At 66.1% G+C, this 26,559-nt stretch carries 28 protein-coding genes and 1 pseudogene; 12 read left to right on the top strand and 17 right to left on the bottom strand.

Annotated features, from left to right (window positions below; genetic code table 11):
• Positions 1 to 170 precede the first annotated feature (170 nt).
• Positions 171 to 1,088: an NAD-dependent epimerase/dehydratase family protein gene (locus tag AB0M45_RS18165; RefSeq protein WP_364329897.1), complete on the bottom strand. Its 918-nt coding sequence runs from the start codon at positions 1,086 to 1,088 to the stop codon at positions 171 to 173.
• Positions 1,089 to 1,315: 227 nt separating this feature from the next.
• On the opposite strand from AB0M45_RS18165, the gene AB0M45_RS18160 reads away from it, so the two are divergent.
• The 5 genes and pseudogenes from AB0M45_RS18160 (at position 1,316) to AB0M45_RS18140 (ending at position 4,968) form a co-directional block, all read left to right on the top strand.
• Entirely contained in the window at positions 1,316 to 1,540 is a 225-nt protein-coding gene (locus AB0M45_RS18160) for a CopG family transcriptional regulator (protein ID WP_330233091.1), read from the top strand.
• Positions 1,537 to 1,983, top strand: coding sequence for a PIN domain-containing protein (locus AB0M45_RS18155; protein ID WP_364329893.1), 447 nt, complete (start codon positions 1,537 to 1,539; stop codon positions 1,981 to 1,983). Before AB0M45_RS18160 ends, AB0M45_RS18155 begins: the two co-directional genes overlap by 4 nt.
• Positions 1,984 to 2,234: 251 nt before the next feature.
• Positions 2,235 to 3,123, top strand: a pseudogene (gene ligD, locus AB0M45_RS18150) (non-homologous end-joining DNA ligase).
• A 612-nt stretch (positions 3,124 to 3,735) separates the two neighbouring features.
• A complete protein-coding gene (locus AB0M45_RS18145) occupies positions 3,736 to 4,218 on the top strand; it encodes an EXLDI protein (protein ID WP_364329890.1) in 483 nt (160 codons plus the stop codon).
• Between the two features lie 102 nt (positions 4,219 to 4,320).
• Positions 4,321 to 4,968, top strand: coding sequence for a hypothetical protein (locus AB0M45_RS18140; RefSeq protein ID WP_364329887.1), 648 nt, complete (start codon positions 4,321 to 4,323; stop codon positions 4,966 to 4,968).
• On the opposite strand, the gene AB0M45_RS18135 is transcribed toward AB0M45_RS18140, so the two are convergent.
• From AB0M45_RS18135 to AB0M45_RS18105, 7 genes are all read right to left on the bottom strand, one after another.
• Positions 4,965 to 5,147 carry a hypothetical protein gene (locus AB0M45_RS18135; RefSeq protein ID WP_364329884.1) on the bottom strand — a complete coding sequence of 61 codons (183 nt, stop codon included), beginning with the start codon at positions 5,145 to 5,147 and terminating at the stop codon, positions 4,965 to 4,967. The genes AB0M45_RS18140 and AB0M45_RS18135 overlap by 4 nt on opposite strands.
• 165 nt (positions 5,148 to 5,312) lie before the next feature.
• On the bottom strand, positions 5,313 to 6,764 hold the full coding sequence (locus AB0M45_RS18130) for a hypothetical protein (RefSeq protein WP_364329881.1): 1,452 nt from the start codon (positions 6,762 to 6,764) through the stop codon (positions 5,313 to 5,315).
• A 22-nt stretch (positions 6,765 to 6,786) separates the two neighbouring features.
• Positions 6,787 to 7,350, bottom strand: coding sequence for a hypothetical protein (locus AB0M45_RS18125; protein WP_364329878.1), 564 nt, complete (start codon positions 7,348 to 7,350; stop codon positions 6,787 to 6,789).
• Positions 7,351 to 7,409: 59 nt separating this feature from the next.
• Entirely contained in the window at positions 7,410 to 7,574 is a 165-nt protein-coding gene (locus AB0M45_RS18120; protein WP_364329875.1) for a hypothetical protein, read from the bottom strand.
• A complete protein-coding gene (locus AB0M45_RS18115; RefSeq protein ID WP_364329872.1) occupies positions 7,571 to 7,708 on the bottom strand; it encodes a hypothetical protein in 138 nt (45 codons plus the stop codon). The genes AB0M45_RS18120 and AB0M45_RS18115 overlap by 4 nt, the downstream gene beginning before the upstream one ends.
• Positions 7,701 to 7,892: a hypothetical protein gene (locus tag AB0M45_RS18110; protein ID WP_364329869.1), complete on the bottom strand. Its 192-nt coding sequence runs from the start codon at positions 7,890 to 7,892 to the stop codon at positions 7,701 to 7,703. The genes AB0M45_RS18115 and AB0M45_RS18110 overlap by 8 nt, the downstream gene beginning before the upstream one ends.
• Positions 7,889 to 8,014: a hypothetical protein gene (locus AB0M45_RS18105; protein ID WP_364329866.1), complete on the bottom strand. Its 126-nt coding sequence runs from the start codon at positions 8,012 to 8,014 to the stop codon at positions 7,889 to 7,891. Before AB0M45_RS18105 ends, AB0M45_RS18110 begins: the two co-directional genes overlap by 4 nt.
• 47 nt (positions 8,015 to 8,061) lie before the next feature.
• On the opposite strand from AB0M45_RS18105, the gene AB0M45_RS18100 reads away from it, so the two are divergent.
• A complete protein-coding gene (locus AB0M45_RS18100; RefSeq protein WP_364329863.1) occupies positions 8,062 to 9,447 on the top strand; it encodes a helix-turn-helix domain-containing protein in 1,386 nt (461 codons plus the stop codon).
• Positions 9,444 to 9,779 (top strand): hypothetical protein, encoded by a 336-nt coding sequence (locus AB0M45_RS18095; protein WP_364329861.1) that lies wholly within the window; start codon positions 9,444 to 9,446, stop codon positions 9,777 to 9,779. The genes AB0M45_RS18100 and AB0M45_RS18095 overlap by 4 nt, the downstream gene beginning before the upstream one ends.
• A 61-nt stretch (positions 9,780 to 9,840) precedes the next feature.
• Here AB0M45_RS18095 and AB0M45_RS18090 read toward each other — a convergent pair whose 3' ends face one another.
• Positions 9,841 to 10,368, bottom strand: coding sequence for an MmpS family transport accessory protein (locus tag AB0M45_RS18090; protein ID WP_364329858.1), 528 nt, complete (start codon positions 10,366 to 10,368; stop codon positions 9,841 to 9,843).
• Between the two features lie 184 nt (positions 10,369 to 10,552).
• Between AB0M45_RS18090 and AB0M45_RS18085 the strand changes: the two genes are divergently transcribed.
• Entirely contained in the window at positions 10,553 to 12,385 is a 1,833-nt protein-coding gene (locus tag AB0M45_RS18085) for an MMPL family transporter (protein WP_364329855.1), read from the top strand.
• A 450-nt stretch (positions 12,386 to 12,835) separates the two neighbouring features.
• On the opposite strand, the gene AB0M45_RS18080 is transcribed toward AB0M45_RS18085, so the two are convergent.
• The 6 genes from AB0M45_RS18080 to AB0M45_RS18055 all read right to left on the bottom strand — a co-directional run bounded on the left by AB0M45_RS18080 (position 12,836) and on the right by AB0M45_RS18055 (position 18,698).
• Positions 12,836 to 15,061 carry a hypothetical protein gene (locus AB0M45_RS18080; protein WP_364329852.1) on the bottom strand — a complete coding sequence of 742 codons (2,226 nt, stop codon included), beginning with the start codon at positions 15,059 to 15,061 and terminating at the stop codon, positions 12,836 to 12,838.
• Between the two features lie 362 nt (positions 15,062 to 15,423).
• A complete protein-coding gene (locus AB0M45_RS18075; protein WP_364329849.1) occupies positions 15,424 to 16,170 on the bottom strand; it encodes a CPBP family intramembrane glutamic endopeptidase in 747 nt (248 codons plus the stop codon).
• A gap of 184 nt (positions 16,171 to 16,354) precedes the next feature.
• Positions 16,355 to 17,284, bottom strand: a complete 930-nt coding sequence (locus AB0M45_RS18070; protein ID WP_364329847.1) for an RluA family pseudouridine synthase — start codon at positions 17,282 to 17,284, stop codon at positions 16,355 to 16,357.
• Positions 17,285 to 17,334: 50 nt separating this feature from the next.
• Positions 17,335 to 17,916 (bottom strand): putative glycolipid-binding domain-containing protein, encoded by a 582-nt coding sequence (locus AB0M45_RS18065; protein WP_364329843.1) that lies wholly within the window; start codon positions 17,914 to 17,916, stop codon positions 17,335 to 17,337.
• A 6-nt stretch (positions 17,917 to 17,922) separates the two neighbouring features.
• Positions 17,923 to 18,372: a TIGR03667 family PPOX class F420-dependent oxidoreductase gene (locus AB0M45_RS18060; protein ID WP_364329840.1), complete on the bottom strand. Its 450-nt coding sequence runs from the start codon at positions 18,370 to 18,372 to the stop codon at positions 17,923 to 17,925.
• Between the two features lie 131 nt (positions 18,373 to 18,503).
• Positions 18,504 to 18,698, bottom strand: coding sequence for a hypothetical protein (locus AB0M45_RS18055; RefSeq protein ID WP_364329837.1), 195 nt, complete (start codon positions 18,696 to 18,698; stop codon positions 18,504 to 18,506).
• Between the two features lie 415 nt (positions 18,699 to 19,113).
• On the opposite strand from AB0M45_RS18055, the gene AB0M45_RS18050 reads away from it, so the two are divergent.
• Together AB0M45_RS18050 and AB0M45_RS18045 are read left to right on the top strand one after the other, a co-directional pair.
• Positions 19,114 to 20,964, top strand: coding sequence for an ABC transporter ATP-binding protein (locus AB0M45_RS18050; RefSeq protein WP_364329834.1), 1,851 nt, complete (start codon positions 19,114 to 19,116; stop codon positions 20,962 to 20,964).
• The gene (locus AB0M45_RS18045; RefSeq protein ID WP_364329831.1) at positions 20,961 to 22,697 is read left to right on the top strand and encodes an ABC transporter ATP-binding protein; all 1,737 of its coding nucleotides are present in this window, start codon (positions 20,961 to 20,963) and stop codon (positions 22,695 to 22,697) included. The genes AB0M45_RS18050 and AB0M45_RS18045 overlap by 4 nt, the downstream gene beginning before the upstream one ends.
• Positions 22,698 to 22,774: 77 nt before the next feature.
• Here the strand turns inward: AB0M45_RS18045 and AB0M45_RS18040 are convergent, their stop codons facing one another.
• Positions 22,775 to 23,482: a siderophore-interacting protein gene (locus AB0M45_RS18040; RefSeq protein ID WP_364329828.1), complete on the bottom strand. Its 708-nt coding sequence runs from the start codon at positions 23,480 to 23,482 to the stop codon at positions 22,775 to 22,777.
• A gap of 166 nt (positions 23,483 to 23,648) precedes the next feature.
• On the opposite strand from AB0M45_RS18040, the gene AB0M45_RS18035 reads away from it, so the two are divergent.
• Positions 23,649 to 24,947 carry a SidA/IucD/PvdA family monooxygenase gene (locus AB0M45_RS18035; RefSeq protein ID WP_364329825.1) on the top strand — a complete coding sequence of 433 codons (1,299 nt, stop codon included), beginning with the start codon at positions 23,649 to 23,651 and terminating at the stop codon, positions 24,945 to 24,947.
• A 17-nt stretch (positions 24,948 to 24,964) separates the two neighbouring features.
• On the opposite strand, the gene AB0M45_RS18030 is transcribed toward AB0M45_RS18035, so the two are convergent.
• Positions 24,965 to 25,627 carry a GNAT family N-acetyltransferase gene (locus AB0M45_RS18030; RefSeq protein WP_364329822.1) on the bottom strand — a complete coding sequence of 221 codons (663 nt, stop codon included), beginning with the start codon at positions 25,625 to 25,627 and terminating at the stop codon, positions 24,965 to 24,967.
• Positions 25,628 to 25,788: 161 nt separating this feature from the next.
• Between AB0M45_RS18030 and AB0M45_RS18025 the strand changes: the two genes are divergently transcribed.
• Positions 25,789 to 26,544 (top strand): alpha/beta fold hydrolase, encoded by a 756-nt coding sequence (locus AB0M45_RS18025; RefSeq protein ID WP_364329819.1) that lies wholly within the window; start codon positions 25,789 to 25,791, stop codon positions 26,542 to 26,544.
• Positions 26,545 to 26,559: the final 15 nt, after the last annotated feature.

The following is a 26,559-nucleotide window of genomic DNA, read 5'->3' as shown; positions in this document are numbered from 1 at the left end:
CACATTTCGGGAGGCGGGCCTTCGTTATTCCGGTGGTGCACCCGGACGAGATGTGGTGCTGGAGGGCAGGTCGTGACATCATCCGGGCATACTTCGGACGGCGTCGTTTGCTGGAGGCGTCACCGGCACACCTAAATCAGGAGACAGCTCAGGGGATTCGAGTTCCCAGATCATCGGTATCGCGATTCCGGTCGTTCCAGGTTGTGCCAGGTGTCGCGAACGATATATTCGATATCGGAATGGGTTGGATACCAAGATAATTCGGCTATCGCCTTGGCGGGATCGCTGATCAGTGCTGCGGGCTCGGATGCCGGCGGGCGATGCACAAGGCGGATGTGGTGGCCGGTCACCCGCTCGACCGCAGCGACGACGTCGAGAATGCTCGTGCCGTGACCACTACCGATGTTGTACCGCGTAGGCTTGCCCAAGCGCGGCATGTTATCGACGCAAGCGACGAAAGCCGCGGCAGCATCGGCGATGTGCAGGTAGTCCCGGACCGTGCTGCCGTCGCCGTTGATTTCCAACGCAGATCGGTCCCTCGCGGCAGCCAGTGCCCTGGGAACAAGACGCGTCGGATCGGGGTCGACACCGCCCGCCACGTTCAGCAGGCGCAATATCACGGCTGACAAGTTCCCGGTTGCCGCCTGTGCGTGAATCGCCAGCTCGGCCGCGAGCTTGCTTGCCGCGTACGGGTGCTGTGGCGCGTCGGGCAGATCCTCCGTCATCGGCTGGCGCTCAGGAGTGCCATATATCGACCCGGTGGAGGCGAATACGATCCGCGGCACCTCAGCAGCGGCTATAGCTGCGAGCAGTGTGATTGTCCCGCCCGCGTTCACCCGGAAATATCGGAGCGGCTCGACTGCCGACTTCCGAGTACGAGTGAGTCCCGCGAGATGGCATACCGCATCGACTCCGTCGAGTGCCTGTCGGAGGCCGCCCTCATCGAGCACATCGGCGACCCGAGTTGCTGTGTGCATCGATGATTCGGCGGTATGCACCATCGCGATCGGCTCGTGTCCGGCTGTTTCGAGTGCCGCGACGACCGCCCGGCCGAGGTAGCCGTTCGCACCGGTAACGAGGACGCGCATCTCCCCATCCTGGCACCAGGGCGGCGGTAAGTCCGGCGGCTCGTGAGCCGAGACGCAGAGCTCCGCGAGCTCACCGAAGAGGAGGGTGGCCTCGTTCGTCACGAGATCGCGCGCATCTACACGGCCTGCGTGAGCGCGAACTCGGTCTGGCCACCGGACCCGAGGTGGTAGGCAGTCGTCGCTCGATGAGTCGAACATAGTGGTATCAAATCTGATATCATAAACGTATGGCCTGGACGATGCGGTTGCCCGAGGACGAAGAGGCGGCGCTCAACGCGCAAGCCGATGCCGAGGGGCGCTCGAAGCACGAAATCACCCGCGACGCAGTTCGGGCGTACCTCATGCGGCATCGCAAATGGGAGTCTCCGCTGCTCAGCGATGACGAGACCTTTGATCTGGGTGGGCCTATCGATAAGGACGACATCCGCAACGCGATGAATCGGCCCGCATGATCGTCGTTGCCGATACCTCGGGAATCCTGGCGCTGTTCAATCGTTCGGACCCCGAGCATTTCGGAGTGCGTCGAGCTGCGGATTGGGCAAGTGCCATTGTGGTCAGCCCGCTGGCACTCACCGAGGTGCACCATGTGGCAAGCGTTCGGGCAGGCCGCAAAGTGGCCGACAGCATCTTGTCTCTGCTTGCCGGACGAGTCGCCTCAACCCGCATAGTGATTGCGAGCGTCGATGCGGCGCAATTGCATCGCGCACTCGGTGTCCGCGCGCGCTATGGCAGCCTGGATCTCGACTTGGTGGATGCGGTCTGTGTGACCTTGGCTGACGAATTCGACACTGACGCCATCCTCACCCTGGACAGGCGTGATTTCCGGGCGTTGCGTCCTCTTGGTCGGTACCCCGCGTTCCGGATCCTGCCAGACGATCTGAGCTCAGCGCCGTAATGAACTGACGGGCGCTTGCCGAGATTGCTGTCCGGTGCGATCTGCTCGTGCGGCACGGCTCCTCATCCAAGCCCCAGGCGGATCGAACGATGCATTTGCGCGGTCGCGGCGGTTGCGTTTTCGGCCCTGGTCGGCGGGTAGGCCTTGGATATGACCCGGAAGGAATACCGGAGGAGCAAGGGGCGGTCCGGCCGCAGCTCCGACCCACCGGACGGCAGGCGCGGAAATGGGGTCGTGTGGGAGACACGCTGATGGCGAGCATCGATGTGGAGATCACACACGCGGACCGGGTGCTGTTCCCGGCCGATGGCATCACGAAGGGCGACCTGGTCGACTACTACTCCGGGATAGCCGCGGTGATGTTGCCGCACCTGAAGGACCGACCGCTGATGCTGCAGCGGTTTCCGCGCGGCATCGGGGAGGAGGGGTTCGTGCAGAAGGATTTCGCCGATTCACTGCCGGACTGGATGGAGCGGGCAGAGGGCGGCACCGTAATGCACGCCCTCGCCGAGCGGCGCGAGGCACTCGAGTGGTTGGCAAACCAGGGACTGCATCACCCCGCATGTCTGGCTGGCACGGCAGCGTCGGCCGGACAATCCTGACCGACTCGTGTTCGATCTGGAGCCGGCCGACGGCGACTTCGCAACGGTGCGAGCGACGGCGCGCGCCCTCGGTGACGCTCTGCACGATCTCGGCCTGGTCCCCTAAGTACAGACGACCGGATCGCGGGGGCTGCACGTCGTGGTACCGCTCAGAGCAGACGCCGACTTCGACACAACCCGGCAGTTCGCACGCGAAGTCGCCGAGCTGGTCGTCGACGACGATGCTGCGCATCGCACCGTCGAGGTGCCTAAGGACAAGCGCGGCGGTCGGCTGTATCTCGACGTCATGCGCAACGCCTACGCGCAGACCGCGGTCGCGCCGTACGCCGTGCGGGCCCGCCCTGGCGCACCGGTGGCCACCCCGCTCGAATGGGACGAACTGGATAGCGGTGGCATGCGGCCGGACCGCTTCACGATCCGCGACGTGCTCGAGCGAATGGCCGGGCAGCGCGATCCGTGGGCCGACCTGAACCGGCACGGACGCTCGCTCTCCGGCCCTATGCAGCGCTTATCAAAAATGCGAGGCGATTCTGGGTAAACGTCACCCCAGCTTTTCGGCGTGGGGTCGTCTGCATTCGCCTTCGGAGATCGTCGCTGCCTACCACCACGGTGTGTCAGGGCGGTTCTTCAGTAGTTCGAGGATCGACTGCATGAATTCCTTGAAGCTGTTGTGTTTGTCAGGTTCCGCACGATGCACTTTCATGCCCGCGAGTGGTGGTCGTGGTCCATGCTCTGAATTGACCTGCCCTGCAGGTGAATCCCCCCTTGAAACCGCCCGTTCGGGAAGGACGCCAGCACGGCCGCATGGCACGAGCCAGAGGTTGGTCAGCTCGGGACAGTGACAGCGCGGTGGCCCTGGCCGCATTCGGCGAAGGTGACCCGATGGCAAACGGTTCAGCCGATCGATGTCGGTGACGGAGCCCGACCAGTGTCAGCGGGCGGTGCGGTCCTCGTGCTCGTCGGCCGGGTGGTCTCGGATAGGTCTTGCGTTATACGTATACATCTACTTATAGTGAGTTCCAGCGGGACGCTGTGGGTTCAGCGTCGCGGACAACATCAAATCGACTCCGGTGCAACGGGATCCGCGATGGGGCCGTTGGCGGTAGACGCATGCTTGCATGCGCATTCACCTATGAAACGGGGAATTGTCATGACCAGCGATCCGAACAACCTGACCAGCGCAGACGTCGTGGACGAGGCGGCTTGTGGCGTGAGCTTCACGAAAGGGGACACCGAGCCGGGTGGGGTGGAGGATTTTCGCGAGATCGTCCTGAAGGTCGGGCCGGGAGGTGTGCGCAGGCAGCGTTTCTTCGGCACGTTGCTCGGGGAATCGCGGGAGTACACCAAGGTCGGGATGGACGTGGTGCGGGTCTATGTGAGCCGCAAGGGGAAGTTCGTGGTGCACCGGCAGGAATCGAACTGGCGCGAGATGGCCGCGGCGACCGACTGGACCGACTGGAAGAACTGGGGGCGCGTCCTGGTCGGGTTCACCGGCGCCGACCGCGAATGGGGTGACTACACGGTGGAAATCGTGGATACGCCCGCCGAATTGGAGGGCCGGATTCCGGCCCACATCTACCGGACGGTGGTCGACGTGGCCGAGAACCCGAGTTCGCAAGACCTCCAGATCTGAGATCTCTCAGCTTTTACGAATCCGGAAAGGATTTCTTCGCACATGTTCGCACGACTGGGGGCCGTGGTCGTCCACAATCCGTGGAAGGTGATCGGCCTGTGGGTGCTGCTCGCCATCGCGGTGGTGGCTTCGGCGCCGGAACTGAAATCAACGACCGACCAATCCGCCTTCCTGCCTCCGCATTACGAGTCCATTCAGGCATTGGAGATGCAGCAGGAGGCATTTCCACAGAGCTCTGCGCCCGCGGCGATCATCGTGTTCGCCAGGCAGGACGGGGCGGCGCTTACCGAGGGTGATTCGGCCTCGGTCGCATCGATCGGCACCGAACTGCTCGGCGCGCGGATCAAGGACGTCACCGCGATCCAGCCGGTGCCGCCCTCGGAGAACCGGCTGATTCAGATCATTGCCGTGCAGATGACCAAAGTTATTTGTCAATACCGGGTGATATCCTCCGGTGGCCGGGAGGGTGTGGCGCCGAAGTCATTCGACCCGAACCGGCCACTGGATCGTGATTACGCGGTGGAGTTGTGCCGCGGGCGGATCGAGGAGAAGTACGTCGCCGACCAGCGTCCGGTGCAGATGTTCGACGTGAAGGTGGTGGAGGCCGGCGGCCGATGGACGGTCACGGGCACCGCGCAGGGGAGGGGCAACCCCAGAGGCGGGGAGATGGCGAAGATGTCATTTCAGTGCGTGTCAACGAACGACGGGACACTAAGGACTGAGCTCGTGGGGTTCGACGCCGTCCGCTAGCCCGTGCACGCGGCGCGGTGTATCCGCTTCAGCTCCTCGGTATCCTCCGAACTGATCCAGCGGCCGTCGTAGATCACCTCATGGCAGTCGCCACATTCGAAGTGCGTCCAGCCGTTGCGGTAGACGAAGCCTGGGTCACCGGACTCGGCCTCACGCATGCCAGCGGTGCCGTCGCTCATGGCTTCGATTCTCTCATCTGAGTAGTCCACTACTCGCACAACGCCCCCGCAGGTCTCCGGATCTACGGGGGCGACCTTTTCGTGTCCGGGCACAGAACCGCCCCGATCCTGGTGCGGGGGATCGGGGCGGGCTGCTCTCGTGCAGGAAGCAGACTGCACGAAACTCTATCGGCCGCGGTCGAGTCCCCGGCTCTGCTCCGGCCCATGGCGCCCACTACGCGCGACCCGCGGAGTGGTGTCATCGGGACGGTGCCGGACCGCAGAATCCGGCGGCTGCGCCTGACCATCCCCCAACAGCTTCACAACCTCCGGCGGAAGACGCTGGCCGAGCTCACGGAGCTGAGCTTCCCGCCGCTGAGCGGCCTCCCGCGCCTGCTCCGCCGCCACGCGCGCATCCTCACGCGCCTTCTCCTCACGCTCAGCCGCCTCGCGGATGTTGTCGATCTGCTGCGCCGTGCCGTGGTCGCGGTCCTTCTGAATGAGGTCCATCGCCAGTAGCCAGTCTTTGGCTTCCTTCTCCGGCAGCCCCTTCGCGACTTCACTGTTCGCGATGTCCTGGAACATCTGACGCTCTACGTTCTGCACGTTGCCGAGCGCGTTGCCCAGCGCAAGGTGCTGTTGCCGCAGCTGCTCCACCTCCAGGGTGGCGCCACGCTGCTGTGCCTCCGCGATCTGCTGGGCAACCTCCTTGGCGGCCTTCGCAAGCTCCTCGCGGTCGCGATCAAGCAACTCGTGCGTAATCCGGTCGATAGCCGTGCCGCGCTGGTCCTGCTGGTCCTGCGCCTTGAGCGCAAGGAACTGCTCGACCTCCCGCGATTCGTGATAGCGCAAACCGAGCACCTGACGGTCCCGATCTGCCTGCTCTCGGTCGAGTTTCCCTTGTGCACCGGACAAGTCCCGCAACGCTTCATGCATGAACCGCAACTGGTCGATGCCGATCGGGCGACCCTCCGCTTTGGCCTGCTGAATCTCCCGCAGGTAGTCCCGGGCGATCTGCTCCACGGTCAAGGCGTTGGCTTCGCGAGCCGGAAGCTTCGCGATGTTTTCCCGCAGCTTCTGCTGATGCTCCCTCTGAACTTGCCTCATGCCGGCCTGGAACACGCGCGCGAAGACCTTCTCACTCGCTCGCTGCACAGTGAACGTCTTCGGATACTGCTTCTCCAACTTGGCGAGCTGTTCGCGAACGTCTTTGGAAAGCTTCGGCTCTTTGCTGGCGCGGATGAAGTAGACGACCTTCTGGCCTTGTGCCAGAAGCGCCGCATATCCCTGGAGCTGTACCAGGTCGCGTTGCTGGTCGAATCTGCCGCCCTTGGTTTCGATGTTGATCGCGACGACCAGGTCGCGCGCGGGTATGCGCCAATCCACACGGATGGTCTGTTCGCCCGCTTTGACGGTAACTTCCGGTTTCGCACCGAGCGCTTCCATGCCGTAGATCTGGCCTAAGCCCAGCTGCACTGCCTTACCGGCGATCCATTGCGTCCGCATCTCGGCAGACTTGTCCCGCCATCCGAACGGAGTTCTCACCGCTTCGTCGCGGCCGTACTTGCCTGCGGCGTATCTGAAGTACTGCTCACGCTCAGCCGGGCTCAGGTTGTCCGGCGTGTCATCGGAGCTCATTCATCCCCCACGAGATGTGTTGCTAGCTTCTTCCGAATTTGATGTCGAACCACTCGGCACCCGAGGGGTGACCGGCAGCGATCCACTCGTCGTAACTCTCTCGCCAATTTCCCCACAGCCAGACGAGCGTGCCGCCCGGGTGTACCGGGACATCTTTCACACGCCCCTCCGCGACAGCGGCTTTGACGTGAACGAACGGCTCCAAGTACGCAATTGATGCCACATTGCCTACGCACGCCCAGAACGGGGCGTTGTCGGGTCCGTTCTCGGGGACGTTCCACCAACGCCCTTCGAATGCGCGCACGAAGACCTCACCGACGTAGCGGCCGAATCGCTCGACCACATCAGCGTTCTGCGGCTCCAACACGGCTCGGTAGTCGGGGAACATGGATCGCGCTGTTTCGGTGGCGATGCGCAAACCGTCCTCGGTCCACGGGTTCTTCAACGCGCCGACGGCCGGTGCGTCCTCGGCGAAGAACCGGATGATCTCGGCGTCCATCCGCCCCAACCACTCCACATACGCAGGGTTCCGCTGGTGCTTCTCACGCCGACGCAACTCCGCATTGCTCGCCTTCCGGACACTCATGCCCTACCCCTCTCGCTCGTCCCTGTTGAACAGGAAGTTTGGCAGACCACAAGCGGCAACTAGCGCATTCGGCTCGGGGCTCGGTCGGGGTCATCAGACGGCCCATGGGCGTCGCGGACCGCGTCCTCGAGCATGTCGGCGTACTCCTCGCGGGTGTAGATGTGCCCGTCGTCGCCGACGATCGAGATCTTCCCGTCGATCAGGGATTCGTAGTAGCCGATCATGACCGCTCCGCCCACTCCCGAATGGCTTCGGCGACCGCCTCGACCGTCTCGATCGGCGCGCCCGTGTAGTCCGCCGGCGGGCCGGTGAACGGCACGCGCACAGGCAATTCCGGTTCGATCAGTTCGTCAGTCATGGTCTGCCACATCCCCCGATCCGCAGATGTAGGCGCTAGCCGAGAGGTATTGCAGGCAGGAGGGTCCGTGGCCGCCGTGGACGTTGACGACGAACTCCGCCTCATTGAACGATCGGAACGCGCCGTCGTAGTGGCAGTGTCGGTGGAAGTGACGCCACATCTCGGCGTCGGCCAGAGTGGTCACCGGACGGTCCTGTCCGTGCGGCGCGGGCCGGGCTCGGGCCACAGATAGGCCACTAGGTAGGCAATCACCATCAGGATCAGCAAGGCGAAACCGACGACGAAAACGGGCAGATACTCGGGCATCTGGTACCCCCTGTGCGTGTGCGCGTGTTGTGTTGAAGGGGCACCCGATGCCGGGGGTCGGGTTCAGCCCGACATCGGGTGCTGCACATACCATCCCGCTAACGGACCGGCCACTACCGGCCAAAACCGGCCACGAACCGGCTATCGTCTGCTCAATCACTTCTGCCTGGAGGGGTCCGATGGCTACCGTCGTAGTGAACTGGACTGGGTCTGCTGCCTACGCATTGCGGAAGGCGCTACGCATGACGCAGCCCGAGTTTGCAGCGAAGCTCGGTGCGGGCGAGCGGACTATTCGACGGTGGGAAAAGGGCGGCCCGATCGGTGACGAGATGGCCGCAGCTCTAGCAACGGTGCTGGCCAACGCCTCCGAAGACGTCGAGCGCGCATTCAAGCAGCTGCACGACACTCAGAAAGAGGATGATGTGGACCGCCGCGGATTCATGATGACAACGTTGGGTGGGCTTGCGGCCCTGGGGCTGGCGGGAGATGTGGCTCGCGCGCAATGGCTACTGTCCGGAGCTGGCAGGCCGGATGAATGGGCGCTAGAACGCATTCGCGCCACGCTGTTCGAGGCGATGCTGTTGGATGACGCGCTCGGTTCTCCGGCGGCACAGGGGATGGTGATCGCGCAACAGCAGGTCACTGAGGCGATGCTGCGGGAATGCCCAGACTCACTTCGGCCTTCGATGATGTCGCTGTACGCGGAGTGGATCGGGCTGGCTGGCGCGTTGGCGTGGGACCAGAACGACTACACCACCGCAGCCCGGCTGTACAACTGGGCCCGGGATCTCGCACATGAGGCGGAAGACGGCGACGGCGCCGGGTACATGCTCGCCGGGTTGAGTCAGCTCGCGATCTGGCAGGGCAAACCCCGCATCGCTGTCGACCACGCGGTGGCAGCGACGAGCTGGGTGGCGCAGTCTCGGGACCATGGGCTGCGTGCCTATGTGGCGATGCGCACCGCGGAGGCGTGCGCCACCGCTGGACAGCGGCGGGGCTGCCTCGATGCACTGGACGACGCGACTCGTGCAATGGAGCATGTCGCCGAGGAGCTGACACCGGCGGACAGCCGCGCCTACTACGTGTCGGCAGCGTTCCTGGAGTCCTACCGGGGGCAGTGTCTGTCGCTGCTGGGCGATGCCGCAGAGGCGGTGGAGGCGTCACGGAGGGCGGTGGCCGCGATCGAGCCGACCCGCACCCGGGATCTCGCGATGACCCTGCTCGAGCTGGAGAGGGCGCTGATCCAGCTGGGCGATATCGACGAGGCGGCGGCCGCCGTCGCGCAGGCCGCGGACCTGACCGCCCGTAACCGGTCACCGCGGTTGTCGAACGCGATCCGGGATGGGCGCGCCCGGCTGGCGCCGTGGTCGGGGTCGCTGGCTGTGCGGGAGCTGGACTTGAGGTTGGCTGCCCGGGATATCGTGGCTGTGTGAGTGAGGACCGTGAGGGCAAGGTGATGGCGCGCATCGAGCGCGCCCGCGCCGCCATCCTGGCGACCGGCGAGGCGTTCGCGCGCAGCGAGGGCGGTCGGCCGCCGAGCAGGTCGGATCGGTTCAAGCAGGCGCGGGAGGAGTTGCACGCCGCCGAGCAGGCGCGTAACCGGCTGCTCGTGGACCTGGTGGGCGCCGCGGAGACGGTACCGGTGGAGTTGGCGCAGCGGCTGGGGCTGACCGGCCGCGAGGCGGTGCACATCGTGAACACCGCGCGGACCGGTTCCAAGCGGGTCCGGGACCACGTGCTCGGGAGATTGTCGGTCGTCGACTGATCGCGAAGGAAAAGCCGCCCCGGATTCCGATGGAGTCCGGGGCGGCTTTCTTGCGTTCGGTCTATCCGGTGCAGTTGACGACCGCATACTTCCCGGTCGAGGTCTTCTCGTCCTTCACCCGCCCGTCGACCGTGACACGGCATGTGACGCTGGAGCCGTTGGTTTGCGCACCCACGCCCGCGATAACGGCAGTGGAGGTGTTGGTGATCGTCATCGTCCACGGGGCGGACGCGCCGGTCTCCTGCTGGATCTCGGAGTTGGCGTCCCAGTAGGTGACGGAGTTCAGGTCCGAGTCGGAGATGATCTCGTACACGACGGTCTTGCCCTTGCCGGTGGGGGCCTTCGGGACCAGCGGCGGGATCGACTCCGGTGGCGCTTCGGCTGCGGATTGGATGGACGTTGCTGCGGCGTCGATGGCTTCGGACACCTCTTTGCCCGCGGTGCCGACGAGGGCCAGGCATCCACCGAACATCAGCACGACAGCGGCCAGCAGAATCCACGGCCACACTTTCCGCTTCTTCGGTGGCTGCGGATACTGCTGCGGGTACGGCTGGCCGTAGGGCTGCTGCGGGTACTGCGGACCGGTCATGATTTCCCCTCGGGAGTAGGCAGGGTGTCCCCCCTGCGGTGGTCAGCCGTGAGCGGCTGTCGGCTGCCACATATGCGTACAGCCGGGGTGTGTTACTGGGGTCACAGCGTGTCGGAGTAGGACGCGCTGGAGGTGGTGTTTTGGCAGATGAACCTATATCGCCCGGTATCGTCGGATATCTAAGGTGACCAATCCGAACGACACCACGCAGAGTGACGCGGTCAAGGCACTGCGCTCGGAGTTGAAGGAACGTGTGTCGGGTACCGACCTGAAGGCGGGCATCACCGGTCAGGCGGCTCAGGTGCTGGACCAGCAGGAATCCAGCGAAAAGGGCATGGCGATCATCGGTGTCGCCACCATCGTGCTGATTCTGGTACTGCTGCTTGTCATCTTCCGCAGCCCGGTGATCGCGCTGCTGCCGATCGTGGTGATCGGCGCGATCTCCAGCATGGTCGGTGGGTTGATCGCCATGGTGGCCAAGGCCTTCGACCTGCAGATCGATGCGTCGATCAACGCCATCCTGGTGGTCGTGCTGTTCGGTGTCGGCACCGACTACATCCTGTTTCTGATGTTCCGCTACCGGGAGCGGCTGCGTGCGGGCGAAGATCCGAAGACGGCCATGGTCAGTGCCGTCACCCGCGTCGGCGAGGCCATCACCTCCGCGGCGGGCGCGGTGATCATCGCGTTCATGGCACTGGTGTTGTCCACACTCGGCATGTTCCGGGCCATGGGGCCGGCACTGGCAATCGCGGTCGCGGTGGCGCTGGTGGCCGGGCTGACGCTGGTGCCTGCGGTGGTTTCGCTCTTGGGCACCAAGGTGTTCTGGCCGTCCAAGGCGTGGCGGAGCGAGCCGAAGGGTGCGCGGTTCACCGCGGTCGGCAACGCGCTCGGCAGGCGGCCCGGCGCTTTCGCGGTGGTGTCCGGTGGTGTGCTGATCGCGCTGGGGGCGTTCGCGTTGGGTTTCCACCCGACCTTCGACCTCAGCTCCGGCTCGACCTCGGAGGCGTCCGAATCCGTGGTCTACAGCAAGGAATTGGTGAAGGGCATGCCCGCGGGGACCACACAGCCCTCGGATGTCCTGCTGCGCTCCGGCGGTGGCGAGCTGACCGAAGAGCAGCTCAGCACCTACCGAAGCGCGCTGGCCGCGGTGCCCGGCGTGGGAGACGTGGCCGAGCCGAAGCTGTCCGCCGACAAGACGATCGCCGATTTCGTGGTGACACTCAGCGACGTGCCGGAGTCGGATGCCGCCCTGGACACGGTCAAGGGGCCGCTGCGGGACGTCGCGCACACGGCCGCACCCGCTGGGGCTACGGCGGCGGTCGGCGGGTTGACCTCGGTCTTCGTCGACTTCCAGGACGCGATGGCGCGCGACTACGCGATCGTGTTCCCGGTGGCGGCGATCCTGATCATGATCGTGCTCGGGTGGCTGCTGCGCAGCCTGGTCGCGCCGTGGTACCTGATAGCGTCGGTGTTCCTCGGGTTCGCGGCCACGCTCGGCGCCGCGGTGCTGGTATTCCAGAACATCCAAGGCGAGTCCGGCCTGATCTTCACCCTCCCGGTGATCATGTATCTGTTCGTGGTCGCACTCGGTACCGACTACAACATCCTCATGGTCGCCCGGCTGCGGGAGGAGGCGCGCGAGGGCAACGAGCCGAAACAGGCCGCCGCCCTGGCAGTTCGGCACACCGGACCGACCATCGCGGCCGCCGGGGTGATCCTGGCGGGCACGTTCGCGTCGATGATGCTGGCGGGCAACAACGTGCTCGCACAGATGGGCTTCGCCATCTCGGTGGGTATCGCGATCGCCGCGTTCGTCATGGCGATGTTCTTCACGCCCGCGCTCACGGCCATGATCGGGCACAAGGCGTGGTGGCCAGGGCACGGCGATCGGACCTCCGATGGTGCGGCGCCAGGTGAGCTGCGGTCGGCGAAGTACGACGATCCCGCTTACCACCAGGGCACGGCCACAGCCGGGAAGAGTGGGTTTCGAGGCGGCGGGTTCAACATGAGCGACTGACGCGGGCAAGTAGATCAAGGGCTGTGCATTCGGAATTCGCCGAGTGCACGGCCCTTTTTCGGACTGGAAGCGGTGCGCGTCGACGGCCGGGCGGATAACGTTCGGTCATGGAGTTCTTGCTCGGCGTCGCCTTCTTGGTGATCGTGATCGCCGTGATCGCCGGCAATGCCAACAGGTCCGGCAGCGAGCAGCGACGCCGGCGCGATGGTTGGGCCGCCGGGGACAGTGGCGGCGATTCCGGGAGTGATTCCGGAGGCGACGGCGGCAGCGGAGGCGGCAGTAGCTGTGGTGGGGGTAGCGGTTGCGGAGGAGGCAGCAGCTGAGTCCGCGGCACCGAGTCAGCGCACTCTGTGCGTTGTGTACGCGCCAGGTACCGGGTTGGCTGCACCGCTGGGGTACCGCGTCGGCGCGGCCAGCTGCGCGACCTGGAGCTGTCGCCGAGCTGTCGGGTCAGCCGATGACGAGGTAGGGACGGTGGACTCTGATCGCAGAATCCAGGACGCGGGTGACCGCGGCGCGCGAGACTCCGAGTTCGTTGGCAATGGCAGGCGTCGCGCCGCCTTGGTCGGCGAGCGTGAGGATCTCCCTGACCTCCTCGATCGGCAGGCTCGACAACCGTCGGCCTGTGATGGCCCGGGCGATTGCCGAGATTTCGTCGTCGTCGGTGTCGGCTTCGTCGGTCTCGGTGGAGAATTCGTCATCCTCGTCGTCTTCGTCGAGGATCGGCATCGGTTCGGCGCGCAGGTGTGGGCGCACAGGTTCGGGGGATTCGTCGAGCGCGAGTTGTTCACTCTCCGCGTCGGAGGAGCGGTCGCCATGCTCGGCGGACAGTGACTTTCCGCGTTTCGCCCCGCGCGGTGCGGTGGCCTTCGGATTCGCCTGAGCGGCAGCGTCGGCGGTTGCCGCGGTCGGTGTACGCGTGGGCTCGGTGGTGCCGATGCTCGGACGGCCCGTGCTGTCGAATCCGCCATATCGTCGCTCGATCGGACGTCCACCTGGTTCGGAGCTCGAGAGCTGCTGCGCCACAGGAGTATTCGCGGTGGCCTCGTTGCTCGGCGCACCGGACCGGAGCACGAAGTCTCCGTGCAGATCTTCCATCGAGATCTGTCGCGCGGCAGGCTGCTTCGCAGCTTCGCGATGCGGTTCGAGTGTGCCTGCGATGGATGCTTCCGGGTGGTTCACCATGTTGGCGGAGGAAGACTCGACTGCGGGGCTCGAATCTTCCGCATCAGCCGAGTAAGGCAGTACCGCTGGATCATCGGCCGACTGGGTGGTGCGCGCATTGGCGGGAGGCACGATCGAGGATGCCGGGCGATCCTCAGGCAGGGGGGTTGCACTATGACCGGCAACGACCGAGGGTGCAGCGCTTCCATTCGATGCGGCTGTGGGCCGATCGGGCGGAACGTTGTGCCCGTTGCTGGTGGTGCTCGGCGGAGTGGGGTGCCCATTGACCGGAATGTCGTGAGCGTACCCGTGGCTGGAGGTCTCGACTCTGTGCCCGTTGGTGGCCTGGGGGAATACACGGCCGTTGGGAGCTGTGACCGGGTATCCGTTGGTCGAGGGCCCATCGGATCGGCCCGAGGCAGCGGAGATGTCGCGGACTTCGTCGTCCGGGTAGGTATCTGCGTTGCCGGTGTCAGCGGTGCGACCGGTGGTTGTGGCAGTGGGGTGCCCATCTACCAGGTTGTGAGCGCGGCCGTTTGCCGAGGTCTCAACCGCGTGCCCGTTCGTGGCATGCGGGAATGCGCGTCCGTTGGATCGAGGTGGGACAGTGTGGCCGTTCAGTCGCGGCGCGTCAGAACCTGCCTCCCAACGAAATCGACCGCCGTTCGCCGGATCGTCCCTGTTGTCGAGCGGGTGATAATCGGACCTCCCCGAGACGGGTTCCGCGTCGATCCGGACCATCGGCGTGTCACGGTCGACCACCGGTGCACCGTCGATCAGGACGGCGTACCGGGCCGAGACCCAAGCGTGCAGCCAGATCACCACGCCGACCATCACCGGCGCGATCGCGTACTCGGCGGCGCGGCCGAGGTCGCCCGCGGCGAGATGCGGTCCGGTGTTGAGCGCGACGGTCGTGCCGAGCAGCGCCGCCTCGAAGAAGATCACCTTGCCGCGTGCCAGTTCGCGGCCCCATCGCGCCGCGGTCGTCGCCGCCACCATGATGGTGATGATCGGGATCGAAATCATCGCCTCGATGCCGTAGCTCAACCAGTACAGCGGATCCGACATGTCACCGCTGGGCACCAGATTGTGCTGCACATTGACTCCGGCCCACACCATGCCGAGCACGACCACCGCGATCAACGCGCGCGATGACCACTCGGCCCGCCGGTAGAGCTGCGCAAGTCGCGCATCCTCGCTGGACACCCGCCGCCGCGCCGCCAGTGCGCGCCGATGCCAGCGCGCGTCGGCCTCGTCGGCGCGGCGCAGCGCGGCGGACGACTTGCGGTCGCGCTGCTCGGCGGCCAGCTCCGCTTCGATCTCCCTGCGCCGCTGCTGGCGTCGCTGCGCGCGAATCCACTCCGCGAGTTCGCGTTCCGCGGCGATCTCCCGCTCGGACAGCACTTCCAGCAGTGCCGGGTCGTACTGCAGGGGCAATTTGCCGCGCGCGGTCTCGACTTGCTGTGCCAGCGCGGCAATCTCGGAACTACCGTTCGACAGTGCGTCGGACATCGCGAGCCTTCCCGAGAGCAGGTGTCATGTCGGGTGGTGGAGACATGAGTGCTCGAACATATGTGTGATCGGAGTGAGACTAAACCGACCGCTGCGCGTGGTCAATGTCGTCGGCGGGAGCCGATGGGCGACACGCCGAGGCGCCGAAAATCCCGGTCCGGCCCGAATATCCGGGTGAGCGGCCCTTTTGCCGAAGCAACCGCGTGTCGAAACTCAGTTCGAATTCACACGTCATTCCGGGACGGAATTCTCTTGTGTCGCGTTTCGGTCTCCGGCCACTGAACCGGCGGGCGCGGCAAAGAATATCGAGTTCCGCGGTGCACAGATTCCGATGACCTGCCCGGCCACGCCGGATGGGCCGATCAGGTCAGCGTGGTGTGCCACACGACAGCGGCGGCCAACGCTCCCGCACCGTTCACCGACCAGTGCAGGGCGATGGGGGCGAGGAGGCTGCCGCTGCGGTGGCGCAGCCAGGTGAACACCACGCCGGCCGCGGCCGTCGCGACGACGGCGAGCAGGATCCCGATGACCTGTCCGGTGACACCGCCGCCGATGAATCCGGTGAGGCCGCGGTTACCGGAGGTGAGCCCGAGCGAGGACGCGATGTGCCAGAGTCCGAACAGCAGCGAGCCCGCCGCGAAGACGCCGCGCGCACCGTACGCGCGGTGCAGTGTGCCGTGCAGCACACCACGGAAAGCCAGTTCCTCCGGGATCACCGTCTGCAACGGGATGACGATCATCGAGGCGATCAACGCGCCGGAGATGGTCGCATACCGATCGGCCAGGAAGAACGGACGAGTGACCGGCAGCGCCGCGCCGATCGCGACGACAGCGAGGACCAGCGCCACCGCCGCGAGACCATAGAGCGAACCGCGCCGCCAGTGCCGCGGCGAAAGGCCCAGTTCGGACCAGCCGAGCCCGCGCCTGCGCATCAGTGCGAGCAGCACGACCGCGGCAACCGGCACCGTCACGATGTTCGCCCACGCCGTGGTGAAGTGCGCGACCAGATTGGTGCCTGCCAGGACGACCACTACGACGGCGACGTCGATGTAGGCGTGCATCTTGTGGGGTGGATGGGGCGCTGCTGCTGCTCGGGCCTGCTCAGACATCCGGACCAGTGTACGAATCGGTAATCGGCTCGCTACCGGCCATGCTTCCCACTGCCAGACAGGTCACATTTCCCCTCGTCTCCGCCGACCGCCGACCTCCGCGCAGTCACAAGCCGCACATCGCGCGACGCGGAGCTGGACCGGTCATCCAGCAGACGCCGCATCTCATGCGACGCCGGATCGATTATCCGGCCCATCCGTGCGGATCGGTCCAGGCCTGCAACGTGCGGGTCGTGTCGAAGCGGCGTGGTTCCCGGGTGACCGGATCGGTGAACTCGAGCGAGGCGGCCAGCAGTTGGAGCGGCCTGCGGAAGTCGTCGACCGGTTTGTCGGTGAGTACGGGATAGAAGTCGTCGCCGAGGATCGGGATGCCGAGGCTGTTCATGTGCAGCCGCAACTGGTGGGTGCGGCCGGTATGCGGGCGCAACCGGTAGCGACCGAGCCCGTCGCGGTGCTCCAGCAATTCGATCTCGGTTTCCGCGTTGGGTTCGCCCGGCACCTCCTGGGCCGCGAGCACGTGCTTCTCTTTGATGATCCGGCTGCGCACCACGCGCGGCAGCGCCAAGCTGGGATCGAACCGGGCGATCGCCTCGTACTCCTTGCGGACGGTGCGCTGGTGGAACATGGTCTGATACGCCCCGCGCCGGGCCGGATTGATCACGAACAGGATCAGGCCCGCCGTGACGCGGTCCAGCCGATGGGCCGGGACCAGGTCGGGGAGATCGAGTTCCCGGCGCAGCCGCACCAGCGCGGTCTGCACGATGTGTTTGCCGCGCGGGATGGTGGCCAGGAAGTGCGGTTTGTCGACCACGAGCAGGTCGTCGTCGCGATGCACGATGGGGATGTCGAACGGCACCACGGTCTCTTCGGGCAGATCGCGGTGGAACCACACCGCGCCGCCCGGCACGTACGGTGCGTCGGGGGCGATCGGCCCGTCCAGGTCGACGATGCCGCCCGTGCGCAGCAGTTCGTCGATCCGCGCGGCGGGCACCCGGGGCAGGCGCTCCACCAGGTGGTCCCGAATGGTCGCCCAGTGGCCCTGCTCCGGTAGTCGCAGCCGGGCCGGGTCCAAGCCGTGCCGCTTCGGCAACGGCGGTTGTTGCCGCCTTCTCATCGGTAACGACCCTAGTAGGGGGTGAACAGGCGATATCCGAGGCCGCCGGTTCACCGTGCGCGGACCGCGATCCCGGGGTAGTCGAGCACCAGTCCGGACTTGTCGTATTCGAGGGTGCAGGTGAAGTCGAATTCGGGTGCCGAGTAATCGAACCGTGGTCCGTGCTCGCCGTCCGCGATGCGGACGTAGCGCTGTTCCAGGCGGGCAACCGCGGCCCCGGACGCGTACACGTATGCCGCGGGTGCGTCCGCGCCGTCGCCGATATCCAGCGCCAGCCGATGCACCGGCAGCGTGTTGGTCAGCGCGGAGGACTCCAGGTCGACGTCGAGGCAGCCGTCGAGCAGCGGCGCGGGCATGGCGTCGAGCAACCACGACCCCGCGCCGTCCGACTCGAGTACCAGCGTGTTCCAGCCCCCTGGTTTGCGGATGGCCACCTGGGCCCGGCGCGTCCGCCATTCGGTGTCGAGCGCGATCCGGTAGTCCACCACCCATGCCGCGCCGTCCTCGACGGCCGTCGTGCAGCCGTCGATGAGCACGCCGAGCTCGGTGACCCGGAAATAGGCCACCTCGAACCCTTCGCGTGCGGTCCGATGCCGCCAGGCGGCGGTGGACGGCGGCGGCGCGAACGTCATCGCCGATCAGAACCCGCGCAGCCGATCCGGGGTGACGCGCAGCACCACGGAGTACTCGGCGTAGAACTGCTCGCCGGTCAGGTCGATCGAGCGAAGGCCGTCGGTGTATTTCGTGGTGAAGGCGGCGATTTCGTCCGCGCCGGGCCGCTGTTCGTCGACGCGCGCCACGCCGGTGAGCACGACGACATCGCCGCCGGTGACGGTGCTGTTCAGGTTCAGCGCGACCCGGGGATTGCGCAGGATGTTGCGGATCTTCGGCTGACCGGGCTTGCTGAAGATCAGGAATTCACCGTCGCGCCACTGGAACCAGACAGGGTTCGGTTGCGGTGTTCCGGTGGGGCCGACGGTGGTCAGCCAGAGGACGGATTCGCGGTTCAGGCGTTCGGCTACCTTCGTACCGAACTCGGTCTCGGTGTCGACGACGGGGGCGGATCGGTCGGATGCCGTTGTGGTCATGGCAGAGACAACACCACGGCACCCGGGACGATTCCGCTCGGGACAGAAAAGCCAATTCGGTGTATGCGAGCCTGCCGTGGCCCGCAGAGGTACCCGAGCGCACGACCGCGGGGCGCGCATCGCGGACGTCATTACGGCGTTGCCCTCTCGTCCAGCACCATCAATCGGGCCTCGACCAGCGTCCTGCGCGCGCGACGCCGGACCTGGCACAGTTCGACGCTGCAATCCAGGTGCACCTGCATGGTCCGGTGCGCTTGGCCCGCGGTGAGTTCGCCGGGATCACGCGTGCAGTTCGACAGAATCGAAAAAACATCGGTGCCATACATATTCGGTACTCCTATGTGGTCAATTGGTTTGCTTTCCGTCGAAGTTAGCGATGTACATGCGCTATCGGACCACGATTCGGCACCGTTAACGGAGGCTTCCCCGACTCGGCGGTAGCTCGAAAACCATGGATTCGGAATAGTTTTCGCACATTGACGAAATAAGTCACGCAGGACAACAGCCGGTGAGTCGATAGTCCGGCTTCGCGCTCGTTGGTGTGCTGCGGTTGCATGCTGCGGGGGATGTCCGCTGAGGATGGCCCAAGAGGCCGACGGTGGTCCGCTGTCGTCGAGGTCCCCAGGCGCAGCCCGATACTCGCCCGAAGATAACTTAGGCTAACCTTTCTTCCTGCTGTCCTTCTGTGTGAGGATGTGCCGATTCCAGTGAGGGACGCCGGAACGGGAGAGACGAGGTCAGATGACGATGGAGGTCGCGCCATCGCCGGTGGCGGACGCGGGGAACCAGCCGCCCAAGGCGGTGCTGAAAGAACGGAAGCGGCGGGAGGCGCAGGCGCGCAGGGAAATCCTCGCGCCCGTGCGCGGTCCGTTGACCGTCGCGAGCATCGTCATGGCGGTCGCGTCGGTGTGCGCGGTTGTGCCTTTCGTCCTGATCGTCGAGGCCTGCCGGGAACTGCTCGGCCAGGCGGACGCCGACCGGGTGTGGCGCCTGCTCACGATCGCGGTGTCGATCCTGGTGGCGCGTGCGCTCCTCCAAGCCGGGGCGCTGACCTGGACGCATCTGGTCGACGGCGGATATCAGCTGGCCGTGCGCCGTGCGCTGGCGGCGAAGCTGACCAGGGTGCCGCTGGGCTGGTTCGGCGAGCGGACCTCCGGCGAGGTCAAGAAGTATCTCCAGGACGACGTGGAGGCATTGCATTACCTGGTGGCCCACGCCCGGCTGGAATTCGTCGGCGCGCTCGCCGTTCCGCTGGTCACACTCGGCTACCTGACCGCCGTCGAGTGGCGGCTCGCCGTAGTGCTGCTGCTTCCGATCCTGGCCTACGCCGTGCTCTACAGCCGGATGATGGACCGCGACGGCCGGGACCGATTCGTGGTCTACACGCGCTCCGAGCAGCGCACCAAGGAAGCGGCCATCGAGTTCATCGACGGCATCCAGGTGGTGCGCGCGTTCGGTCAGGCGGGCAAGGCGCACAGTGTCTTTCAAGACGCGGTCGAGCATCAGGCGCGCAGCGTGGACCGGCTGAAGACGCCGATCATCAAGGTGCAGGTGGCCTCCGACATCGTCGTCACTCCGGTCTTCGTGATGCTGGTCGTGATTGTCGCGGGACTGGCGGCGGTCGGTCTCGACTGGGTCGAGCCGCTGGATGTGCTGCCGTTTCTGCTGGTCGGCCTCGGCGTGGGCGGCTCGTTGCTCAGTCTCGGCTACGGTGCGCAGGCGCTGCGAGCGGCCGCGGTCGCGGCGCAGCGCCTGCACGACCTGCAGCAGGCTCCGGAACTGAGTACCGCGGCTGCGGCATCCACTGACCCGGAGCCGGCGCCTGCCGGTCTGGTCCGGTTCGAGGCCGTCGGCTTCGGCTACCGCCGCGGCCACGACGTGCTGCACGACATCGACCTCGAACTCCAGCCCGGCACCATCACGGCGTTGATCGGTCCGAGCGGATCGGGCAAGTCGACGCTGGCCAAGCTGCTGCCCCGCTTCTACGACGTGGGAACGGGGCGGATCAGCATCGGCGGCCGCGACATTCGCGACTTCTCGAGCGAGGAGCTCTACCGAACTGTCGGATTCGTCTTCCAGGACGTGCGGCTGATTCGTGGCAGCATTCGGGAGAACCTGCGCTTGGCTCGGCCCGCCGCGGACGACGCGGCGCTGGAAGCGGCCGCCCGCGCCGCGCAGATCCACGACCGTATCATCGCGCTGTCGCGCGGCTACGACTCCGAGATAGGCGTCGATGCGACCCTCTCCGGCGGTGAGGCACAGCGGCTTTCGATCGCGCGGGCCCTGCTCGCCGACACCCCGGTGCTCGTGCTGGACGAGGCGACCGCCTTCGCGGACCCGGAATCCGAAGCGGCCGTGCAGGACGCGCTGGCGGTACTGGTCGCAGGCCGCACCGTCCTGGTCATCGCCCATCGTTTGCACACCATCACCGGAGTGGATCGAGTCCTGGTTCTGGAGCGCGGGCGACTGGTCGAGCAGGGCGATCACGCGAGCCTGGTCGCCGCGGGCGGCACCTATCAGCGACTGTGGGAAATCAACGAGGCGGCGCTCGGCGAGATCGCCCTCGTCGACAACGTGGAGGGCGTTCGATGATTCGTAAGGTACTCGACCTGGTTCCGGCCGAATTCGGCCATCTGACACCGAAGCTGATCGCCGCTATCGTGGCGCAGTCGCTGAGCCAGGCGCTCGCCTATCTGCTGCTGGTGCCGATTCTGACGGCGCTGTTCGCCGACGACCTCGGCCGTGCCTGGGTCTGGACGCTCGGTATGCTCGCCGCCGCCGCGGGCGTGGTGGTGTTCGGCTACGTGCACGCGGCGATCGGCCTGCGTATCGGTGTCGGCATGCAGCGCGGATTGCAAACGCGGCTCGGCGATCATCTCAACGCGCTTCCCCTCGGCTGGTTCGAGACGCGCGACGCCGGTCCGCTCGGACGGCTGATGGTCGACAACGTGCGCGACCTCCAGGGCTTGGTCGCGTATCTGCTGGCCAAGATTCTCACCGGCAGCATCGTCCCGCTCGCGGTAGCGGTCGGGATGCTGCTGGTCGACTGGCGCATCGCGCTGGCGATGCTGGTCGCCGCGCTGGTGCTCTACCTGGTGAACGGTCTGGCCAACCGCGCCTACACCAGCGCCGACCAGCGCATGCACGCGGCGGCGGCCGAAGCCGATTCGCGCGTCATCGAATTCGCCCAGGCACAGCCGGTGCTGCGTGCGTTCGGCGCGGTGGGCGCGGGTAACCGTGCGCTCGACGCCGCCCTCGCCGGGCAGCGTACGGCTGGGTCGCGCATGGTCTTCGTCAGTGTGCCGGGGCTGATCCTGTTCACGCTGTTCGTCCAAGCGGTGTTTCTGGTCCTGGTGTACGTCGCGGTGGCGCGGGTGACCGGTGGCGCCATCTCGGCGGCCGCCGCGATCGCGCTGATCGCGGTGAGCTCGCGGTTCGTCGAACCGCTGAATCAGGCTGCGCAGCTCGGCAACGCGCTGCGATCGGCCGCGGCGGCCGCCGAACGGATCACCGAGCTGTTGGCCGAACCGGTCCTGCCGGAGGCAGGCGCACCGGTCACGCCGGGAGCGCCTTCGGTGGTCTTCGACGACGTGACATTCGGATACCGGCCCGATGAACCGGTGCTGTCCGGCGTGACGTTCAGCGTGCCCGCGGGCACCACCACGGCCATCGTCGGACCGAGTGGTGCGGGCAAGACGACCCTGCTGCGCTTGGCCGCCCGGTTCTACGACGTGGAGTCCGGCCGGGTGGTGGTGGGCGAGCACGATGTGCGCGAGCAGCCGTCGGCAACCCTGTTGAGCCAGCTGTCCCTCGTCTTCCAGAACGTCTACCTGTTCGATCAGTCGGTGGCGGACAACATCAAGGTCGGCAAGCCCGATGCCACCGACGCCGAGGTCCGTCGCGCGGCCGAGGCGGCGCGCGTCGACGAGATCGTCGAGCGCCTGCCCGACGGATTCGACACCCGCGTCGGCGAAGGCGGAACCGCATTGTCCGGCGGTGAGCGGCAGCGTGTTTCGATCGCGCGGGCGCTGCTGAAGAACGCGCCGATCGTGCTGCTGGACGAGGCGACCAGCGCGCTGGACCCGCACAGCGAGGCGGTGGTGATCCGCGGCGTGCACGAATTGACCAAGGACAAGACGGTGATCGTCGTAGCGCACCGGCTCGCCACCATTGCGTACGCGGACCAGATCCTGTTCCTGGATGGTGGCCGGATCGTCGAGCGCGGCACACACCAGGAGTTGCTTGCGCTGGGTGGCCGTTACGCCGATTTCTGGAACGAGCGGTCGCGCGCCGCCGGCTGGCGCCTGGAGGCGGCGGCGGTCTGACCGCGGTCAGGGGACGCGGCCGCCGCGGTGACGGGCGGCGGCCGGTACGTCAAACGATTCTCTTCGCCGGTCAGCGGTCACTTCCAGTACGCGCGGGCCTTGATCGCGGTCTTGGGCAGTCCGTGGGCCGACTTGAGCGTTTTCACGATCGAACGGGTGGTGTGGCCGTCGCAGGCTACCCAGGCGAACGCGTCCTTCGGGCAGTCCATCTCGGTAGCCTGCTCGCGCAGCAGGTGGCCGTCGTCGACGCGCTGCAGCCAGGTGATCTGGTGGTGCGGCTTGTTGTGGACGGGCAGCGTGGTATCGGATTCGTACTGCCATTCCAGCCAGACCCGGGCGGGCGCGTCGCCGATGGCGTCCAGCAGGGTGTTGATGGCGGGCAGGGAGGCGGTGTCGCCGAAGACCAGGTATTCGCTGGGTGCCGTGTCGGGCATGGCGAATTCGGACCCGAGCACGGTCGCGTCGATTTCCTCGCCGATCGTCGCGCGCTGCGCCCACTGTGAGGCGGGACCACCGTGCAGGGCGAACTCGATCGCGAAGGTCTCCTCCTCCGGGTTCTGGTCGATGATCGTGTAGCCGCGGTGGTGCAGCTTGTCGCTGTCGGGGTCCGGTATCCACAGGCGGATCCACTGCGTGGGATGAACCGGATGGTCGGCGAGCAGGCCGTTGGTCTTGAAGCCGAGCCGGAGGTAGTTGTCCGTGATCGCGTCGGTCGAGGTGACCGTCAGCCGGTAGTCGTCTGCTCGGAACACCTTGAGCATGAAGCCTTCATAACCTTTACCCATATAGATTAGGTTAGCCTAACGATAGTGCGATCCGCGAGCGGTGGGTCAATATAAGGTAAGCCTATACAAAGACAGATGGGTTCCGCGGTCGGTACGCGGCGTCGCCGGGACGGCTGTGGAGCACGCCGGTGGCGAGCCACAGCGCTTGCGAGAAAGTGGGAGAACCGTGGAGACGCTTCTGGTTGTCGGAGCCGGACCGAAAGCCCTTGCCGTGGCCGCGAAAGCGCGAGTGCTGCGCGAGCTCGGCCTGCCCGCCCCGCGGGTTGTGGTCGTCGAAGCGCAGGCGGTGGGTGGAAACTGGCTGCCGAGCGGTGGCTGGACCGATGGTCAGCATCGGCTCGGTACCAGTCCGGAGAAGGATCTCGGCTTTCCCTACCGCACCACGTGGGCGCGCGGGCGGAATCGTGCGATCAACGAGGCGATGCGGTCCTACAGTTGGGCTTCCTTCCTCATTGAGCACGGAACCTACGCCGAATGGGTGGATCGGGGCCGTCCGAACCCGCGACATCACCTGTGGGCCAAATACCTCCAGTGGGTTGGGCGCGCGATCGATCTGGAACTGGTGATGGGCACGGTCCGGTCGATTTCCGTCGCGCCCGACGGCTGGCGAGTGTCGGTTGCCGAAAACAGCGGGTACAGCACGAAGTTCGACGCGGATCGGCTGATGATCACCGGTCCGGGGCAGAGCAGGCAGGCCATGGCCGAGCATCCCCGGGTGCTCAGCATTGCCGAGTTCTGGGATCTGGCCGGTCGGCGTGAGCTCCCGCCTGCATCGCGTGCCGCGGTGATCGGCGGTGGTGAGACAGCGGGCTCGGCACTCGACGAGCTGGTCCGGCACGACATGCTGACCATTTCGGTTATCTCGCCGATGGCGACGATCTACACCCGCGGTGAGAGCTATTTCGAGAACTCGCTGTTCAGTGATCCGGACAAGTGGGGCGCGCTGGGTCCGCAGGAGCGCCGCGAGGTGATCCGGCGTACCGACCGGGGTGTTTTCTCCGTCCGCGTGCAGGCAAATCTGTTGGACGACAATCGCGTGCACCATCTGCAGGGTCGCGTGGTGCGGGTCGCCGACGCGGGTGACGGTGTCACGGTGACGTTGCGCAATGACCTACGTCCCGATCAACTGCACACCTTCGATCTGGTTGTCGATGCGACCGGTGGGCAGCCCCTGTGGTTCCTCGACTTGTTCGACGCCGGTGCGATGGATCTGCTCGAGCTCGCGCTCGGTGCGCCGCCCACCCTGCCGCGCATCGAATCGTCGATCGGGTACGACCTGGCCGTGTCCGGCTTGCGGTCGAAGTTGTATCTGCCGAACCTGGCCGCACTGGCGCAGGGGCCGGGATTTCCCAATCTGAGCTGCCTGGGTGAACTTTCGGACCGGATCTTGCAGCCGGATTCGTTCGGTCCGCGCCCTGCCGCGCGCCGGCTCGATGCGGCGGCGGGCGCGCGGACCGCGCGGTGACTGCGTCGCCGGTTCCGTTACCGGATCGACGGAATGTCCTGTGGCGTGCGTGGAAGCGTGACCAGGGCGATTCTGCGATCGGGTCGGACGTCGAAGAGGCCGAGGTGCTGCCAGCCTTCCTTTTCCGCGGCGCGGAGTACGGCGGCGTTGCGGTGGTCGGGATCGCCCATGATGCGGCGGCACCGGGGATCCGCCGCGAAGATCGCGGCCATCAGCTGCATCATCACTGCCGGAATCACCCCTCGGCCGAGCAGTTCCGGATCCGCGGTCGCGATATGGAAACCGATGTCGTGGGGATCGGCGACATAGAGCCGGGCGATCTCGTCCTTGGCCGCGCGATACAGCTCGAGGTAGCCGATGTCGCGGCGTCCGAGTTCGGGACGATCGATCGCGGCGTAGTCCAAGCTGAGAATGCAAGGCCGGGAATAGGTCCCGGCAAGCTGCGCGCGGCAGTCGGCCCGGCGGCGACTGGCCGGCCACGGCTGCTCCCAGGTGCTGAGCAGATGCGGCCGGGACATCCATTCGGCGATGGTCTCCGGGTCGTCGCCCGCGGAATCGACCAGGCGAAGGCCGAATGGTTCCGATACGTCCGGGATCACCGGTGCGGGCGCGGCGCGGACCTCGTCGGGAAGGTCGGTCAACTCGCGCGCGAGGGTGTATTCCATGTCGGTCGGATTCATCGGATTCGGCTCCGTTCGGTCGTAACCTTGCCCACAGTTCAATAAGGGTAGCCTATGCTAAGCTTCGGCCGCTTGTGCTGCTGCCGTCGACCCGGCGTGGCTGGCGATCAGGTGAGAAGGCGGCCGGCGCGAACCGGTGGTGTACAGGAGAGACGTAGGAAATGCCCAAGGAACTCGGCTGGATCAGGCAATTTCACACCCCGTGTTCCGCAGCGTCGGCGCCGCTGGTGATCCTTCCGCACGCGGGTGCCGGCGCCTCGGCCTATCGGACGCTGTCCAACCGTCTCGCCGTCGAATTCGATGTCGTGGTCACCCAGTACCCGGGCAGGCAGGACCGGTCGCGGGAGGCGGCGGCGGCGACCATCACGGAACTCGCGGCAGGCGCGTTCGAGGCATTCCGCGCCTCCGCGCACCATACCGGGCGTCCCATCACCGTTTTCGGGCACAGCATGGGCGCTATCGTCGCCTTCGAATTCGCTCGGCTTGCCGAGGAGCACGGCCTGACCGTTCGCCTGCTCGCGGCCTCCTCGGCCGCTGCGCCGGCCAGGATCGCCCAGCTGCCAGGCCATCCCACCGAGGACGAGGAACTGCTCGAGCACATGGTGGCGCTCAACGGTACGTCCGCCGACGTGATATCCAGCCGCGAGGTCATGAAGCTGGCGTTGCCCGTGCTGAAGGCCGACTACCGGGCCTTCGACGCGTACTCGTGTCGGTCCGATATCGCGATCGCGGCGCCGATCCAGGTGCTCGGCGGCGATGACGACGCGTTCGTCGCCGTCCGTGACCTCTACGCCTGGCAGGCGCACAGCCGCGCGCAGACCCAGCTGTCCCTGTTCAGCGGCGGGCATTTCTATCTGAACGATCACATCGATGCCATCGCGGAGCTCTTAGAGCTGAAAACCCGCACGGCCGCGTGACCATCGCGGGCAGAA

The organism is Nocardia sp. NPDC051787 (assembly GCF_040681325.1).
Taxonomy (GTDB): Bacteria; Actinomycetota; Actinomycetes; order Mycobacteriales; family Mycobacteriaceae; genus Nocardia.
The sequence above is the reverse complement of the archived record's forward strand: the minus strand, read 5'-3'. Positions and strand labels throughout refer to the sequence as shown.

Coding starts and splice junctions, on each gene's coding strand:
- AB0M45_RS18165 (WP_364329897.1), bottom strand. CDS start 1,088: ATGCGCGTCCTCGTTACCGGTGCGAACGGCTACCTCGGCCGGGCGGTC.
- AB0M45_RS18160 (WP_330233091.1), top strand. CDS start 1,316: ATGGCCTGGACGATGCGGTTGCCCGAGGACGAAGAGGCGGCGCTCAAC.
- AB0M45_RS18155 (WP_364329893.1), top strand. CDS start 1,537: ATGATCGTCGTTGCCGATACCTCGGGAATCCTGGCGCTGTTCAATCGT.
- AB0M45_RS18145 (WP_364329890.1), top strand. CDS start 3,736: ATGACCAGCGATCCGAACAACCTGACCAGCGCAGACGTCGTGGACGAG.
- AB0M45_RS18135 (WP_364329884.1), bottom strand. CDS start 5,147: ATGAGCGACGGCACCGCTGGCATGCGTGAGGCCGAGTCCGGTGACCCA.
- AB0M45_RS18130 (WP_364329881.1), bottom strand. CDS start 6,764: ATGAGCTCCGATGACACGCCGGACAACCTGAGCCCGGCTGAGCGTGAG.
- AB0M45_RS18125 (WP_364329878.1), bottom strand. CDS start 7,350: ATGAGTGTCCGGAAGGCGAGCAATGCGGAGTTGCGTCGGCGTGAGAAG.
- AB0M45_RS18120 (WP_364329875.1), bottom strand. CDS start 7,574: ATGATCGGCTACTACGAATCCCTGATCGACGGGAAGATCTCGATCGTC.
- AB0M45_RS18115 (WP_364329872.1), bottom strand. CDS start 7,708: ATGACTGACGAACTGATCGAACCGGAATTGCCTGTGCGCGTGCCGTTC.
- AB0M45_RS18105 (WP_364329866.1), bottom strand. CDS start 8,014: ATGCCCGAGTATCTGCCCGTTTTCGTCGTCGGTTTCGCCTTGCTGATC.
- AB0M45_RS18100 (WP_364329863.1), top strand. CDS start 8,062: ATGCCGGGGGTCGGGTTCAGCCCGACATCGGGTGCTGCACATACCATC.
- AB0M45_RS18090 (WP_364329858.1), bottom strand. CDS start 10,368: ATGACCGGTCCGCAGTACCCGCAGCAGCCCTACGGCCAGCCGTACCCG.
- AB0M45_RS18080 (WP_364329852.1), bottom strand. CDS start 15,061: ATGTCCGACGCACTGTCGAACGGTAGTTCCGAGATTGCCGCGCTGGCA.
- AB0M45_RS18075 (WP_364329849.1), bottom strand. CDS start 16,170: ATGTCTGAGCAGGCCCGAGCAGCAGCAGCGCCCCATCCACCCCACAAG.
- AB0M45_RS18070 (WP_364329847.1), bottom strand. CDS start 17,284: ATGAGAAGGCGGCAACAACCGCCGTTGCCGAAGCGGCACGGCTTGGAC.
- AB0M45_RS18065 (WP_364329843.1), bottom strand. CDS start 17,916: ATGACGTTCGCGCCGCCGCCGTCCACCGCCGCCTGGCGGCATCGGACC.
- AB0M45_RS18060 (WP_364329840.1), bottom strand. CDS start 18,372: ATGACCACAACGGCATCCGACCGATCCGCCCCCGTCGTCGACACCGAG.
- AB0M45_RS18055 (WP_364329837.1), bottom strand. CDS start 18,698: ATGTATGGCACCGATGTTTTTTCGATTCTGTCGAACTGCACGCGTGAT.
- AB0M45_RS18050 (WP_364329834.1), top strand. CDS start 19,114: ATGACGATGGAGGTCGCGCCATCGCCGGTGGCGGACGCGGGGAACCAG.
- AB0M45_RS18045 (WP_364329831.1), top strand. CDS start 20,961: ATGATTCGTAAGGTACTCGACCTGGTTCCGGCCGAATTCGGCCATCTG.
- AB0M45_RS18040 (WP_364329828.1), bottom strand. CDS start 23,482: ATGGGTAAAGGTTATGAAGGCTTCATGCTCAAGGTGTTCCGAGCAGAC.
- AB0M45_RS18030 (WP_364329822.1), bottom strand. CDS start 25,627: ATGAATCCGACCGACATGGAATACACCCTCGCGCGCGAGTTGACCGAC.
- AB0M45_RS18025 (WP_364329819.1), top strand. CDS start 25,789: ATGCCCAAGGAACTCGGCTGGATCAGGCAATTTCACACCCCGTGTTCC.